Source organism: Streptomyces sp. NPDC058457, assembly GCF_042720695.1.
Classification (GTDB): Bacteria; Actinomycetota; Actinomycetes; order Streptomycetales; family Streptomycetaceae; genus Streptomyces.
The window spans coordinates 1-14,433 of the sequence record NZ_JBHXLU010000016.1 but is presented as its reverse complement, the minus strand read 5'-3'; the positions used below and the strand labels follow the sequence as shown (position 1 = coordinate 14,433).

15 protein-coding genes and 1 pseudogene are annotated in these 14,433 nt (G+C 70.3%); 7 read left to right on the top strand and 9 right to left on the bottom strand.

Going from position 1 to position 14,433, the window contains the following annotated elements; all coding sequences use genetic code 11:
• Positions 1-14: 14 nt before the first annotated feature.
• A complete protein-coding gene (locus ACFWPS_RS15570; protein WP_383705146.1) occupies positions 15-521 on the top strand; it encodes a hypothetical protein in 507 nt (168 codons plus the stop codon).
• 84 nt (positions 522-605) lie between these two features.
• Here ACFWPS_RS15570 and ACFWPS_RS15565 read toward each other — a convergent pair whose 3' ends face one another.
• The 3 genes from ACFWPS_RS15565 to ACFWPS_RS15555 are packed head-to-tail and all read right to left on the bottom strand — an operon-like array spanning position 606 to position 3,673.
• On the bottom strand, positions 606-1,739 hold the full coding sequence (locus ACFWPS_RS15565; protein WP_383705144.1) for an Mrp/NBP35 family ATP-binding protein: 1,134 nt from the start codon (positions 1,737-1,739) through the stop codon (positions 606-608).
• Between the two features lie 43 nt (positions 1,740-1,782).
• Positions 1,783-2,367: a DUF1003 domain-containing protein gene (locus ACFWPS_RS15560; RefSeq protein ID WP_383705141.1), complete on the bottom strand. Its 585-nt coding sequence runs from the start codon at positions 2,365-2,367 to the stop codon at positions 1,783-1,785.
• Entirely contained in the window at positions 2,357-3,673 is a 1,317-nt protein-coding gene (locus tag ACFWPS_RS15555) for a magnesium transporter MgtE N-terminal domain-containing protein (protein WP_383705139.1), read from the bottom strand. Before ACFWPS_RS15555 ends, ACFWPS_RS15560 begins: the two co-directional genes overlap by 11 nt.
• A 199-nt stretch (positions 3,674-3,872) precedes the next feature.
• On the opposite strand from ACFWPS_RS15555, the gene ACFWPS_RS15550 reads away from it, so the two are divergent.
• Positions 3,873-4,598 (top strand): hypothetical protein, encoded by a 726-nt coding sequence (locus tag ACFWPS_RS15550; RefSeq protein WP_383705137.1) that lies wholly within the window; start codon positions 3,873-3,875, stop codon positions 4,596-4,598.
• Between the two features lie 344 nt (positions 4,599-4,942).
• On the opposite strand, the gene ACFWPS_RS15545 is transcribed toward ACFWPS_RS15550, so the two are convergent.
• Positions 4,943-5,455 (bottom strand): hypothetical protein, encoded by a 513-nt coding sequence (locus ACFWPS_RS15545; protein ID WP_383705135.1) that lies wholly within the window; start codon positions 5,453-5,455, stop codon positions 4,943-4,945.
• 23 nt (positions 5,456-5,478) lie between these two features.
• The gene (locus tag ACFWPS_RS15540; RefSeq protein WP_361292212.1) at positions 5,479-6,609 is read right to left on the bottom strand and encodes a magnesium and cobalt transport protein CorA; all 1,131 of its coding nucleotides are present in this window, start codon (positions 6,607-6,609) and stop codon (positions 5,479-5,481) included.
• Positions 6,610-7,093: 484 nt separating this feature from the next.
• Between ACFWPS_RS15540 and ACFWPS_RS15535 the strand changes: the two genes are divergently transcribed.
• Complete coding sequence (locus ACFWPS_RS15535) at positions 7,094-7,690, top strand: suppressor of fused domain protein (RefSeq protein ID WP_383705132.1); 597 nt, start codon at positions 7,094-7,096, stop codon at positions 7,688-7,690.
• Between the two features lie 43 nt (positions 7,691-7,733).
• Here the strand turns inward: ACFWPS_RS15535 and ACFWPS_RS15530 are convergent, their stop codons facing one another.
• Positions 7,734-8,960, bottom strand: a complete 1,227-nt coding sequence (locus ACFWPS_RS15530) for an MFS transporter (RefSeq protein ID WP_383705130.1) — start codon at positions 8,958-8,960, stop codon at positions 7,734-7,736.
• A 159-nt stretch (positions 8,961-9,119) separates the two neighbouring features.
• Here ACFWPS_RS15530 and ACFWPS_RS15525 point away from each other — a divergent pair, with 159 nt between their 5' ends.
• The 3 genes from ACFWPS_RS15525 (at position 9,120) to ACFWPS_RS15515 (ending at position 11,498) form a co-directional block, all read left to right on the top strand.
• Positions 9,120-9,761 (top strand): DUF6758 family protein, encoded by a 642-nt coding sequence (locus ACFWPS_RS15525; RefSeq protein ID WP_383705128.1) that lies wholly within the window; start codon positions 9,120-9,122, stop codon positions 9,759-9,761.
• Positions 9,762-9,980: 219 nt separating this feature from the next.
• Positions 9,981-10,838 (top strand): PHP domain-containing protein, encoded by an 858-nt coding sequence (locus ACFWPS_RS15520; protein ID WP_383705126.1) that lies wholly within the window; start codon positions 9,981-9,983, stop codon positions 10,836-10,838.
• 54 nt (positions 10,839-10,892) lie between these two features.
• Entirely contained in the window at positions 10,893-11,498 is a 606-nt protein-coding gene (locus ACFWPS_RS15515) for a MarC family protein (RefSeq protein ID WP_383705124.1), read from the top strand.
• Positions 11,499-11,641: 143 nt separating this feature from the next.
• Here ACFWPS_RS15515 and ACFWPS_RS15510 read toward each other — a convergent pair whose 3' ends face one another.
• Positions 11,642-11,794 (bottom strand): hypothetical protein, encoded by a 153-nt coding sequence (locus tag ACFWPS_RS15510; RefSeq protein ID WP_089098921.1) that lies wholly within the window; start codon positions 11,792-11,794, stop codon positions 11,642-11,644.
• Positions 11,795-11,955: 161 nt separating this feature from the next.
• Between ACFWPS_RS15510 and ACFWPS_RS15505 the strand changes: the two genes are divergently transcribed.
• Positions 11,956-12,858: an NYN domain-containing protein gene (locus ACFWPS_RS15505; protein WP_383705390.1), complete on the top strand. Its 903-nt coding sequence runs from the start codon at positions 11,956-11,958 to the stop codon at positions 12,856-12,858.
• Positions 12,859-12,895: 37 nt separating this feature from the next.
• On the opposite strand, the gene ACFWPS_RS15500 is transcribed toward ACFWPS_RS15505, so the two are convergent.
• Positions 12,896-13,816: an alpha/beta fold hydrolase gene (locus ACFWPS_RS15500; protein ID WP_383705122.1), complete on the bottom strand. Its 921-nt coding sequence runs from the start codon at positions 13,814-13,816 to the stop codon at positions 12,896-12,898.
• Positions 13,817-14,036: 220 nt separating this feature from the next.
• Positions 14,037-14,433, bottom strand: a pseudogene (locus ACFWPS_RS15495) (DEAD/DEAH box helicase); the annotation flags it as partial.

Sequence of the window (14,433 nt, the reverse complement as noted above, 5' to 3'; positions counted from 1 at the left end):
TGCACAGACACACGGTGGAAGATGCTGCAGCCACCCCTTCGCCTCAGTCCGCGGAATTGAAGGAAAGCAGTCAGTGGCTGATAATGGAATCCGATGACCGTCAACCGTTCGACGGAGGGATTATGGCCGACCTAAACGTTTCCGCTCCGAGAACGTCACTTCCCCGCTTCGCGGAAGCCGAGGCGCTGGGCCCCCAGGACGCGGAGTTCGTCCGGGATCTGGTGGCGGTGCTGGCCAAGCACGACAACCTGAACCGTTTCGGGTTGTGCCTCCTGCACGATCACTTCCCGCTCGCCGCGGACGAGGTTCTGGTGGAGACGAACGACCCCGGAGCCCGCACGCTGCACGCTCGTGTGGAGAAGGCGGCCGGGACACGGCACATCAAGGCCTCGCAATGGCGGTTCCTGCCGCACACCGAGGGCGGGCAGGGCGGGGAGACCGAAGGCGGCTCCTTCCAGGTGCTCATGCTGTGCCTCACACAAGACCTGTGCCCGGGGAGCGAGCGAGAACGCGACGGCTGACCGCGACCGACGCGACCACGGCAGGCATACGACGAAGGGGGGCGCCGTCCCTGAACGACAGCGCCCCCCTTCGTCGTAGCGGCTCTAGAACTTGTTCCTCGGGGTGATCCCCAGCGAGAGGCCCGACAGGCCCCGCTGCCGTCCCCCCAGCTTCCCCGCGATGCCCCGCAGTGCCGCGCCTGCCGGGCTGTCCGGGTCGGTCAGGACGACCGGCTTGCCCTCGTCGCCGCCCTCGCGGAGGCGGACGTCGATGGGGATGTTGCCGAGGACGGGGACGGCCGTGCCCGTCGTACGGGTGAGGCCGTCGGCGACCAGCTGGCCGCCACCCGTGCCGAAGATGTCGACCATCTCGCCGCAGTGCGGGCAGGGCATCCCCGACATGTTCTCCACCACGCCCACGATCTTCTGGTGGGTCTGGACCGCGATGGAGCCGGCCCGCTCCGCGACCTCCGCCGCCGCCTGCTGAGGCGTCGTGACGACCAGGATCTCCGCGTTCGGGACCAGCTGGGCGACCGAGATGGCGATGTCGCCGGTGCCGGGCGGGAGGTCGAGGAGGAGGACGTCCAGGTCGCCCCAGTAGACGTCCGAGAGGAACTGCTGGAGGGCGCGGTGCAGCATCGGGCCGCGCCAGACGACCGGGGTGTTGCCCGGGGTGAACATGCCGATGGAGATGACCTTCACGCCGTTCGCCGACGGCGGCATGATCATGTTCTCGACCTGGGTCGGGCTGCCGTCCGCGCCGAGCATGCGCGGGACGGAGTGGCCGTAGATGTCCGCGTCGACCACGCCCACCTTGAGGCCGTCGGCGGCCATCGCGGCGGCGAGGTTGACCGTGACCGACGACTTGCCGACGCCGCCCTTGCCGGAGGCGACCGCGTAGACGCGGGTCAGGTTGCCGGGCTTGGCGAAGGGGACCTCGCGCTCGGCCTGGCCGCCGCGCAGGGCGGTGGCCAGCTCCTTGCGCTGCTCGTCACTCATCACGTCCAGGGTGACGTCTACCCGCGTGACGCCCTCGACCCGGGAGACCGCCTCGGTGACCCGCTGGGTGATCGTGTCCCGCATGGGGCAGCCGGAGACCGTCAGGTACACGGTGACCGCGACCGCGCCGTCCTCCCCGATCGCCACCGATTTGACCATCCCCAGTTCGGTGATGGGTCGGTTGATCTCGGGGTCGTTCACCGTCGCCAGTGCCTCGCGCACCGCGTCTTCGCTAGCCATACAGACGATGGTACGGCGAGGCGCACTGCCCCTATAACGCCCCTCAGCGGTCGTCTACGTCACGCCCCGCCGACCGTTCTGCCGGGAATACGACCTGCCCGTGCCTGCGCTCGTCCATCTCCTTCAGCAGGTCCAGGAGCTCGGAGCGGATCCAGTCCCGGGTCGCCACCTCGCCCAGGCCCATGCGCAGGGCGGCGATCTCCCGGGTCAGGTACTCGGTGTCGGCGATGGACCGCTCGTTCTGCTTGCGGTCCTGTTCGAGGTTGACCCGGTCCCGGTCGTCCTGCCTGTTCTGGGCGAGCAGGATCAGCGGGGCCGCGTAGGAGGCCTGCAGGGACAGGGCCAGGGTCAGGAAGATGAACGGGTACTCGTCGAAGCGGAACTTGCCGGGCACCGCGATGTTCCACAGCACCCAGAGGATGATCACGAACGTCATCCAGACGATGAACCGCCCGGTGCCCAGGAACCGCGCGATGCGCTCGGAGAGCCGTCCGAAGGCCTCCGGGTCCCACTCGGGCAGCAGCCTGCGCCGCGGCGGGCGCGGCTGGTCCAGGCGGGTGCGTGACCGGCCGGCGGCGGTGGCGCCGGCCGGCGTCCGCTCTCGCGTGCTCTCCCGCTCAGCCGCCATGGATCCCCGCCCCCTTCTCCGGTGCCTTCTCCTGCGTCGGCTCCCCTTCGTCCAGGTGGAACTCGGTCTCCCGCCAGTCCTCCGGCAGCATGTGGTCGAGCACGTCGTCCACGGTCACCGCGCCGAGGAGCGACCCCGCCTCGTCCACCACGGGCGCCGCGACCATGTCGTACGTGGCGAAGAACCCGGCGATGACCGGGAGCGTGGCGTCGGGGTCCAGGGGCTGCAGGTCGTCGTCGGCCACCAGCGAACTGACCAGGGTGTACGGGGGATCGCGCAGCAGCCGCTGGAAGTGCACGGTGCCCAGGTACTTGCCGGTCGGGGTCTCGTCGGGCGGCCGGCAGACGTAGACCTGGGCGGCGAGGGCCGGGGAGAGGTCGGCGTTGCGGACCCGGGCGAGGGCGTCGGCGACGGTGGCGTCGGGGCGGAGGACGATCGGCTCGGTGGTCATCAGACCGCCCGCCGTGTGCTCCTCGTACGACATCAGGCGCCGCATCTCGGCGGCGTCCGCCGGCTCCATCAGGCTCAGCAGCCGTTCCTTGTCCTGCTCGGGGAGCTCGGCGAGCAGGTCTGCCGCGTCGTCCGGATCCATGGCCTCCAGGATGTCCGCCGCCCGCTCCTCCTTCAGCTTGCCGAGGATCTCGATCTGGTCGTCCTCGGGGAGTTCTTCGAGTACGTCGGCCAGGCGGTCGTCGTCGAGGGCCGCGGCCACCTCGGCGCGGCGCTTGGCGGAGAGGTGGTGCAGCACGTTGGCCAGGTCGGCGGGGCGCAGCTGCTCGAAGGTGGCGAGCAGGCTCTCGGCGCCCTGGCCGTGCTCCTCCAGGGAGAACCCGGTGACCTGCGACCACTCGACGGTGAGCGTCTCGCCCCTGGTCCGCCGGAAGGTGCCGGTGCGGCCCTTGCGGACGAAGACCCGGTCGATCTCCCAGTCCCGGCGGGCCGGCAGCTGCTGCACGGCCAGGTCCAGGACGGTGACCTCCTCGCCGGTCTCGACCAGCTGGACGCGGCGGTCGAGGAGCTCGCCGAAGACCAGGCGTTCGGTGGGGCGCTGCTCGAAGCGGCGGACGTTGACCACACCGGTGGTGATGACCTGGCCGGACTCGATGCCGGTCACCCGGGTCATGGGCAGGAAGATGCGGCGCCGGGTGGACAGTTCGACGACCAGGCCGAGCAGCCGCGGGGGCTTGCGGCCGACGCGCAGCATGACGACGAGGTCCCGGACGCGGCCCACCTGGTCGCCGTTGGGATCGAAGACGGCGACACCGGCGAGGTGCGAGACGAAGATGCGGGGAGCGCCGGCTGCCATGGGGTTGCTTCCTTTGCCTGCCGAAGTGCTGCTTGCGTTGTTTTCAGTCCCTTTTGCCCGCTCGGTGGGCTTCAGGCTAGCCCGTACCGATCGGATATGCCCTGGTGGGCGGTCCGGACGGACTGGCTCCGCCGGGCGAGTGGGGCACCGGTACGCTGCGGTACGCCGTGCCGGACCCCTCAGAAAGGTGGCCCTGTCTGTGACCGCGATTGCTCCGGGCCGAACTCGCCACGCCGCACTGGTCACCGCCGTGTGCGCACTGGCCGTCCTCACCGGGTGCAGCGGGGATCCGGACGCGGGGACGAACGGGGTGGGCAAGCTGTCGCCGGCCGTGATCCAGTCGAAGACACGGGCGGCGGCCTCGTCGGTGGCGACGGTACGGATGGCGGGGACGGTGGTGACGAGCGGGCGTACGTACCAGCTGGACATGCGCCTGAACAAGGACGGCGGGACCGGGTCGGTCACGTCGAAGGGGTCGACCTTTCAGCTCCTCCGGGTCGGCGGCACGCTGTATCTGCAGGCCGACTCGGGGTTCTGGAACCACGCCGACGGCAGCGACACGACCGCCGCGACCAAGCTCGACGGCAAGTACGTCAAGGTGCCGCGGACGGACCCCGCGTACAAGAAGTTCAGCGGCTTCACGGACAAGGACCTCCTCCTCTCGGGCCTCCTGACCCTGCACGGCTCGCTCTCGACGGCCGGTCACCACGAGCAGTCCGGTACCCGCACGATCCGCATCGCCGGTGACAAAGGCTCCGGCGGCACCCTGGACGTCTCCCTCGAAGGCAAGCCGTATCCCCTCCGCCTGGAACGCGGCGGCGGCGCCGGCACCCTCACCTTCTCGGACTGGGGCAAGGGCTTCAGCGTGCTCGAACCGGAGAAGGGCGAGACGGTCGACTACGGGAAGCAGCTGCCGACGTCGTAGGGGGGCGGCGGCGCGGGGGCGCGGGGGCGCGGGGGCGCAGGAGCTTCGGCGGGTTCGGCACTGCCGACCAGCGCCGCGGGGGCTGAGCGCCGTTGCGGTGGGTTCAGAGGACCGGCGGATCCGTGGGAGCGGTAGGTCTGTGGGGTCTGTCGGACTGGCGGGGACGTGGTCGGCAGGTCTGTCGGGCTGGTGGAGCTGTGTGGCCGGTGGTTTCGCGGGTTGGGTCAGTGGGCCTGTGGAACGGGCGGTTCGAGACGATGGCCGGCGGTCCCCCGAATCCCGCCGCAACGGTGATGCGCCACGGCGGTCCTGTTCGGTGGTGCCGAACTTGGCTCAGGTGTCCGTTACTTGCGTTTCCGGCGGCTCGAAAGCAGCCGGGGCAGGGCGGCCGGGATCGGGCGCCGGGTCGTTGCCGGGGAGGGGAGCGGGGCCGCTGCCAGGTTCTCCTCCGGCAGTGGCGATGTCGCTCCCGTCGGGGTCAGGCGCAGCACCCTGCACTCCCTCGCCCAGCGGCCGGTCATCGCCTCGCCGTCAGGGGCGTTGAGGCGCTTGCCCTTCAGTTCCGCGACCGCCGCGTCCCACTCCGGGGTGCCGGCGGGCAGTTCCGTGACCGTCGCCGTCCAGGTGACCAGCCGGCCGCCCTTGTCCTTGCTGCGGACGGTCACCTCCGCCGACCCCCCGTCGGCCAGCTCACCCAGCGGCTGCTCGGCCCCGTCGCCGACCAGGCACACGCCCCCGTCGGCCCACGCGTGCCACACCGCACGCGCGGCCGATGCCCCGGCGCCCCGCACCCAGATGAGGCCGGACTTCTTCGTGGCCTCCTCGACGAGGGCCTGGTCGAGCAGCTCGCTTGTCATGACGCCAGCCTATCCAGGGCCGCTCAGAGCCAGCCGTTGCGCTTCAGCGTCCGGTGGATGCCGAGGCAGATGCAGACCGTGATGCCCATGATCACCGGGTAGCCGTACTTCCAGTGCAGCTCGGGCATGTACTTGAAGTTCATGCCGTACACCCCGCACACCATCGTCGGCACGGCGATGATCGCGGCCCAGGCCGTGATCTTCCGCATGTCCTCGTTCTGCGCCACGGACGCCTGCGCGAGGTTGGCCTGGAGGATCGAGTTGAGGAGTTCGTCGAAGCCGACGACCTGCTCCTGGACGCGGGCGAGGTGGTCGGCGACGTCCCGGAAGTACTTCTGGATGTCGGGGTCGACCAGCCGCATCGGCCGCTCGCTCAGCAGCTGCATGGGGCGCAGGAGGGGCGACACGGCGCGCTTGAACTCCAGGACCTCACGCTTGAGTTGGTAGATGCGTGCCGAGTCGACGCCTCGGGAGACCCCACCCCTGCGGCCCGGCGTGAAGACCTCGGTCTCCACCTCGTCGATGTCGTCCTGGACGGCGTCGGCGACCGCGACATAGCCGTCGACGACGTGGTCGGCGATGGCGTGCAGCACGGCCGAGGGGCCCTTGGCGAGCAGTTCGGGGTCGTCCTGGAGCCGGTGCCGCAGCGCCCGCAGCGAGCCCTGCCCGCCGTGCCGGACGGTGATGAAGAAGTCCCGGCCGGTGAAGCACATGACCTCACCGGTCTCCACGACCTCGCTGTTGGCGGTGAGCTGGTCGTGCTCGACGTAGTGGATGGTCTTGAAGACGGTGAAGAGGGAGTCGTCGTACCGCTCCAGCTTCGGGCGCTGGTGGGCCTGGACGGCGTCCTCCACGGCCAGCGGGTGGAGCCCGAACTCGCCGGCGATACCGGCGAATTCGGCCTCGGTCGGCTCGTGCAGGCCGATCCACACGAACCCGCCGTCACGCCGCACCAGCCGCATCGCCTCGTGCGGGGTGAGCGGCTTGCCCGTCTCGACACGGGCGCCGTCGCGGTAGACGGCACAGTCGACGACGGCCGATGGCGTACCGGGGTCGCGGGTGGTGTCGTACGCGCCGTTGTCCGGACGCAGGCTCTTGCGCAGTGAGGGGCGGGAAGGGCGGACCACGGCACGGAGGTCGCGGATCATCGACATGGGCAGGCTCCTTCGCGACAGGCAGCGGAAGATCGCATGCGAACGGGTGGAACTACCCGGAATGAGGACGTCCTGACTGCGGATGTTTGGCACGTCCACAAAGCGGGGAGCACCGCACCGTTGCGGTGGCGACTTCGCTACTGGTTCAGATCAGACGAACGGATCCAGACAGATCCGGAACGGACCGGTCTAAGGGATCAGGCAAGCGAAACGAAGTGCTCTTCCGAACGACAACGCGCACGAGAAGGCGGCAGCCAGCCAGAGAAGAAATCAGAGGCCGGAAGAGCGAGTGGTACTGCACGGGTGACTTCGATCCATGACAGCCCCACCTCCTCCAGCCGGTCCCTCGTAAGGGAGTCCTGTCGGCGTCGGGTCCGGCCGCGACGTGCTGCGTGCTGCCCCGAACCGCCGCGGCCAGAGTAGCAGCAGCCCTCAGTGTCAAGGCGCCGCTTTGCCCGGTACTGACGAGTTCTATGCTCACGACATGGCTGAAGTTCTTCCTCTGGTCGAGGCCCGGTTGACCACCACGCTGGGCGAACCGGACGCGCGCGCGGCGGTCACCTTCCTCGGTACGGACCGCATCGAGGTGCTCCGTTTCCACGAGGACCTCCAGGGCGAGGACGTCGTCCGCTACGCCACGCTCGGCATGTCCGCGCACCCCATGGCCGACCCCACCGCGATGGTCGCGGACCCCGTCAAGGGACCGCGTGCCGAGCTGGTCCTGTCGGTCCGGGCCGGGCTCGCCGAGACCGACAAGGTGCTTCGCGCGCTCGCCGTACTTGCCGCGTCTCCGCAGGTGGAGGGCCTGGTCGTGACGCCGGGTGCGTCACTGGACGTCGGCGGTCCACTGTGGCCGGGCGCGCCCTTCACCTCCGTCCTGGTCGGCGAACCGGGCGGTCTCGTCGAGGATCTGGAGCTGGACGAGCCCCTCGACCCCGTACGGTTCCTGCCGTTGCTGCCGATGACGCCGAACGAGGCCGCCTGGAAGCGCGTGCACGGTGCCGGGGCCCTCCAGGAGCGCTGGCTCGCGAACGGGACGGACCTCCGGGACCCGCACCGGAAATCCGCCCCGCTGGACTGAACGGGCGGGGTGAGCAACCTCACCAAGCTCCGCTCGGCGAGAGTCAGTTGGCAAAGACCGTGACGCCGTCCTCGGTGGCGTGCCGCGGTTCCAGTTCCTCGGCGTCGTACGCGAGCGCGTTGCGTCGTACGAGCACCACCACCGCGCCCAGGACCGCCGTGACCGCCGCCACCACGAACGGGATGTGGATGTCGCTCCACTCCTCGATCTTCGGCGCGAAGTAGGGGGCCGCCGCCGCGGCGAACCAGCGGACGAAGTTGTAGCCCGCGCTCGCCACCGGGCGCGGCGCGTCCGACACGCCGAGGGCCAGTTCGGTGTAGACGGTGTTGTTCACGCCGATGAACGCGCCGGACAGGATCGTGCAGACGACGGCGGTGGTGTGGCTGCCGTAGCCGAGGACGAGGACGTCGGCGGCGAGCAGGACGAGCGAGCCGCCGAGCACCTGCAGGGAGCCGAACCGCCGCTGCAGGCGCGGGGCGACCACCACCGAGAAGAGCGCGAGCAGCACGCCCCAGGCGAAGAACACCGCGCCCGAGCGGTACGGGGTCATGTCCAGCACGAACGGGGTGAAGGCCAGCACCGTGAAGAACGTGTAGTTGTAGAAGAAGGCGGAGGCCGCCGCGGAGGCGAGGCCGCCGTGGCCCAGCGCCCGGATCGGGTCCAGGACCGACGTCCTGCGGGCCGGCTTCGGCTGCTCCTTCAGGAACGCCGTGATGCACAGGAAGCCGACCGCCATCAGGGTCGCGGTGCCGAAGAAGGGATAGCGCCAGCTGATGTTGCCGAGCACCGCGCCCAGCAGCGGGCCGCACGCCATGCCGAGGCCGAGCGCGGACTCGTAGAGCAGGATCGCGGCGGCGCTGCCGCCGGCCGCCGCGCCGACGATGACGGCGAGGGCGGTGGAGACGAAGAGGGCGTTGCCGAGGCCCCAGCCGGCCCGGAAGCCGACCAGCTGGCCGACCGTGTCCGAGGTGCCGGCGAGTCCGGCGAAGACCACGACGAACGCGAGGCCGAGCAGCAGCGTCCGGCGGCCGCCGATGCGGCTGGAGACGAAGCCGGTGAACAGCATCGCCACGGCGGTGATCAGGAAGTACGAGGTGAAGAGCAGGGAGACCTGGCCGGCCGTGGCGTCCAGGCCCTTGGCTATGGAGGGCAGGATCGGGTCGACGAGTCCGATGCCCATGAAGGCGACGACGGATGCGCCGGCGGTCGCCCACACGGCCTTCGGCTGCCGCAGGATGCTGCCCGCTCCCGCGTCGAATGGGTCGTCCATGCGCGTCCTCCGCTCAGACGGATTTAGTTGGTGTATACACATAGTAAGTTAGGGCAGCTAATTAATGCAAGGCGCATCTAGTTCTCTCCGGTGAACCGGTCCGTCCGGACGGGTGATCGTCCTTGACGTGGGCGATTCCGGGTAGGACCGTGGGGCCCTATGAGGGGCGAACCCAGTTGCCCGAAGTGTGGTGGCCGGGTCAGGGCTCCCGGACTCTTCGCCGACACCTGGCAGTGCGATGTGCACGGGACCGTGCATCCGGTGCAGCCCGTGATCCCGCCCAGCGTGGAGGCCCTCGGTGTGGTGGTGCACCGCACCCAGGTTCCGGTGTGGATGCCCTGGCCGCTGCCGGTCGGCTGGCTGTTCACGGGTGTGGCGTGCGCCGGTGACGACCGCAGTGGGGGGCGAGCGACCGCCGTCGCCTGCTCCGGACCCGCGCCGCTCGGCGGCATAGGGGAGATGATCCTGGTCGCCGAGGAGCTGGGGGTCGGCCTCGGAGCCCGGTACGCGGGGATCGACGGGCCGGATCCCGGGCCGTCGATGAACGTGGAGAAGCCACCGCAGGCGAAGGTGCTGGCCGCGGGGCGGCCGACGCCGCTGTGGCATGTCTCCGGGGCGCCGGACGACAGGGCCGTCTTCGCGGGCGAGGCGCGGGGGCTGTGGCTCTGGATCGTGGTGTGGCCCGAGCAGACGGGTCTGCTGATGTACGACGAGTTGGTGCTGACGGACCTGCGGGACGCGGGGGCGGAGGTGGACCTGGTGCCGTGCGGGGCGTTGTCGCCGCGGTTGCTGGAGCCGTAGGGGGGTGCCGTACGTGGGTGGCTGCGGCGCCGTCGGGGCTTGTCGCGCCCACGCGGCGGAGCCCGCATATCGATACAACCCCGCGCCCCTTTGGGGCGCGTTGTGCTGTGTGTTGGCTGTATAGGGGCGCCCGCAGGCATTGAGTGTGACAGGGGCACCCCCTGTCGGCCGTTATCCTTGACGCGTTCCCTTCCGTTCCGTCCCGCTGGAGTCCGTGTCGTGCGTATCGATCTGCACTGCCACTCCACCGCGTCCGACGGTACGGACACCCCGGCCGAGCTGGTGCGCAACGCCGCCGCTGCCGGTCTTGACGTCGTCGCGCTGACCGATCACGACACGACCCGTGGGTACACCGAGGCCGTCGCCGCGCTGCCCGAAGGGCTCACCCTGGTCACCGGGGCCGAGCTGTCCTGCCGTGTCGACGGCGTCTCCATGCACATGCTCGCCTACCTCTTCGACCCCGAGGAGCCCGGTCTGCTCGCCGAGCGCGAGCTGGTCCGGGACGACCGGGTGCCGCGCGCCCAGGGCATGATCGCCAAGCTGAACGGGCTGGGGGTGCCGGTCACCTGGGAGCAGGTGAAGCGGATCGCCGGGGACGGTTCGGTCGGGCGGCCGCATGTCGCCTCCGCGCTCGTCGAGCTCGGTGTCGTACCGACCGTGAGCGACGCCTTCACGGAGGAGTGGCTGGCCGATGGCGGCCGGGCCTTCGTGGAGAAGCACGAGACCGACCCCTTCGAGGCGATCCGGCTGGTCAAGGGTGCCGGCGGAGTGTGCGTGTTCGCGCACCCCGCGGCCGCCAAGCGCGGGCGTACGGTGCCCGAGTCGACGATCGCCGAGTTGGCCGCGGCCGGCCTCGACGGCATCGAGGTCGACCACATGGACCACGACGAGGACACGCGCACCCGGCTGCGGGGGCTCGCCGGGGAACTGGGGCTGCTGGTCACGGGGTCGTCCGACTACCACGGCAGCCGCAAGACGGTGACGCTGGGCGAGTACACCACCCACCCCGAGGTGTACGGCGAGATCACGCGCCGGGCGACCGGTGCGTTTCCCGTCCCGGGGACCGGCGGACTCTGAGGCTCGGCCCTCGCCCGTCCAAGTCCCTCACTCCCGCAAGGCCTGTGCACCACCATGTTCGATCTCGCCGTCTTCGGCTCTCTCTTCCTGACCCTGTTCGTCATCATGGATCCCCCCGGGATCACCCCGATCTTCCTCGCCCTCACCGCCGGCCGGCCCGGCAAGGTGCAGAAGCGGATGGCCTTCCAGGCCGTGTGCGTGGCCGGCGGTGTGATCACGGTCTTCGGGCTGCTGGGGCACCAGATCCTGGACTACCTGCATGTCTCCGTGCCCGCGCTGATGATCGCGGGCGGGCTGCTGCTCCTGCTCATCGCCCTGGACCTGCTCACCGGCAAGAACGACGAGCCCAAGCAGACCAAGGACGTCAACGTGGCGCTGGTGCCGCTGGGCATGCCGCTGCTGGCCGGTCCCGGCGCGATCGTGTCGGTCATCCTCGCCGTGCAGAAGGCCGACAGCGTCGCCATGCAGGTGTCCGTGTGGACCGCGATCCTCGCCATCCATGTCGTGCTGTGGCTGGTGATGCGCTACTCGCTGCTGATCATCCGGCTCATCAAGGACGGCGGCGTGGTCCTGGTGACGCGGCTCGCGGGCATGATGCTCTCCGCGATCGCCGTGCAGCAGATCATCAACGGCGTCACCCAGGTGATCAAGGGCGCATAGGGGCGGGCGCGGGGCTCCGAACGCAGAACCCCCGCACGGCATCGGTGCCGTACGGGGGTTCTGAAGACTGTGCGGTGCTCCGCGTGTCGTCGGTGTGGCTGCTGTTCGTCTCTCGTGTCGCGTCGTCTTGTTGCGAAGCCTCGTTACGAGGCCTGGGTCTCGGCCGGTCGGATCCACAGGCGCTGCCCCACGGCGGCGGCCTGCTGGACGATCCTGCTGACGGAGGCGGCGTCCACGACAGTGCTGTCCACGGTGGTGCCGTCGACCTCGTCGAGTCGCATGATTTCGAAGCGCATGGCCTCTCCCTTCGTCGTCTTGTTCCGTAGTAGTCAACGGCTTGCGTGTTACAAACATTCCCTACGCTAAAGAAATTTTTCGAACGCCTAATTACCGACCGGTACGAGTCTCAAGGAGACTGACCGGGACCGGTTGTGTTCGCAGCGTGACCGCCGGGACAATGGAGGCGATGAACGACGACCTCGCTGCCCTCCAGGCCCGTATCGACCGCACGAACGAGCTGCTCACCCGCATGCTCGCCGAAGTGGCCAAGACGCCCTCGACGCACGCCATCTTCGTGGACGCGGGCTACCTCTACGCGGCCACGGGCCGGCTCGTGGCCGGGACGGAGGACCGCCGCGCCTTCGACCTCGACGCCGAGGGGCTGATCGAGGCTCTCATCGACAAGGCGCGCCAGATCTTCGCCGACAGCCGGCTGCTGCGCGTCTACTGGTACGACGGTGCCCGCCGCCGTATCCACACCGCCGAGCAGCAGACCATCGCCGAGCTGCCCGACGTCAAGGTGCGCCTCGGCAACCTCAACGCCAACAACCAGCAGAAGGGCGTCGACTCCCTGATCCGCACGGACCTGGAGTCACTCGCCCGGCACCGCGCCATCAGCGACGCGGCCCTGCTGGGCGGCGACGAGGACCTGGTCTCCGCCGTCGAGGCCGCCCAGGGGTACGGCGCCCGCGTCCACCTGTGGGGCATCGAGGCTCCCGAGGGCCGCAACCAGGCCGAGCCGCTGCTCTGGGAGGTCGACAGCCAGCGCACCCTCGACCTCGAGTTCTTCAAGTCGTACGTCTCCAGACGCACAGCCCCCGCCTACGAGGCCGGCACCACCAGACCCACCCGCGAGGACGTCCGTTTCGTCGGTGCGCAGATCGCCGCGAAGTGGCTGTCCTCGCGGGGGCGCGAGGCGCTCGTCGAGCTGCTGCCCGGCCACCCCTACCTGCCGGGATCCGTCGACCAGGACCTCCTCGTCGAGGCCGAGGGGATGCTCCAGTACTCCCTGCGCGGCCAGGCCGACCTGCGCCGCGCCTTGCGGGACGGCTTCTGGGAACACCTCCAGACGCAGTACTAGCCCTGGTTCTGGTCCCGTCCTGGTCCCGGTTCTGGTCCTACTTCTGTTCCTGTTCCTGATTCTGGTTCTGGTCCGTGGGGTCGGTGCTGTCCCAGAAGGCGGCTATCGCCTCGGCGGTGGCGGCCGGCCGGTCGGTGTTGGGCGAGTGCTCCGCCCCCTCGATGACCGTCCGGTGCGCGCGCAGCCGCAGCGCCATCTCGTCCAGCAGCGGCACCGGCCAGGTGTCGTCCCGGGCACCCGACAGGACGTGGAACCGCAGCGGTACGGCGGCGAGTTCCGCGACGCGGTCCGGCTCGGTGCACAACTGGCGGCCGGTGGCGATGAGTTGGGCAGGCTTGTTGCCCAGCCAGCGGCGCCGCAGATCCTCGCCGTCCTCCAGGCCCTCCGCCGGCGCGTCCGGTTCCTCCAGCTCCTCCGGTGCCTCCATGGCCTGCATGGCGTCCCACACCTCGGTCATCGACATCACGGCGAGCGCGTCCCGCAGCAGCTTCACGCGCTGCTGCTGGGAGGAGGAGATCTGTGCCGGGCCCGAGGACATCAGGGTCAGCGAGCGGAACGGTGTGCGGTCGAGGAGCACGGCAGCACGCGCGATCTGACCGCCGAAGGAGTGCCCCAGCAGATGTACCGGCCGGCCCCCGCCGACCGCCGCCGCCTGCGCGAGCACGTCCCGCGCCAACTCCTCCTGGGCGTAAGCCGATTCGTCGTCCTCGGGCCCGTCCGACTCGAACTGCCCGCGCCCGTCCACGGCGACCGTCCGGTAACCGCGCCGGCCCAGTGGCTCGTGCAACCGGTTGAAGTCCTCCTTGCTCCCGGTGAACCCGGGCAGCAGCAGCGCGACCCCCATCGGCTCGACCCCGGCGGCCACGGGCGCGTCGACGACGGCGAACTCACCCCGGTCGGTGGCGAGCGCATACGCACGGGCACCGGCGGGCGGGACGAAGGTACGAGGCCTGCTCATGGGGGAGAGGGTATCCGGAGCGGGGTGACCGACCGGGAGCCGGTGGGTGAATCCCGGCACCGGGGCGCGCGAGCGCCGCGGAGGGGGTGGCGACCCGGGTCGTGTGAGGTCGGGCGGGGTGGGGTGGGGTGAAGCGGGGAGGGGCGGGGTGAAGGGGGGAGCGTTGCGGAAATGCCGACGGCCCGGACCACACGGGGTGGTCCGGGCCGTCGTGACGGGCTCAGGCCTCGGGGGCCGCGGCGGTCGCCTTCCGGGTCCGGCGGGCCTTCGGCTTCGCCTCCGCGTCGGCCGCCTCGGCGGATGCGACGGTCTCGGCGGCCTCGGTGGCCTTGCGGGTGGTGCGTCGCCTCGGCTCGGCCGCCGGCTCCTCGGTGGCCTGCGCCGGGATCTCCGCGGTGACGGCGGCTGCCGTCGCCTTGCGGGTGCGGCGGGGCTTGGCCTCGGTGCCTTCGGCGGTGTCCACCGCTGCCTCGGCAGTGGCGGCCGTCTTCCGGGTCCGGCGCGGCTTGGGCGCGGCCTCGGCTTCGGCCTCGGCGGTCTTCTCCGGGGCGGCCGCGGCCGTCTTCCGGGTCCGGCGGGGCTTAACCTCGGCGACTGCCTCGGCCGTCTCCGTGTCC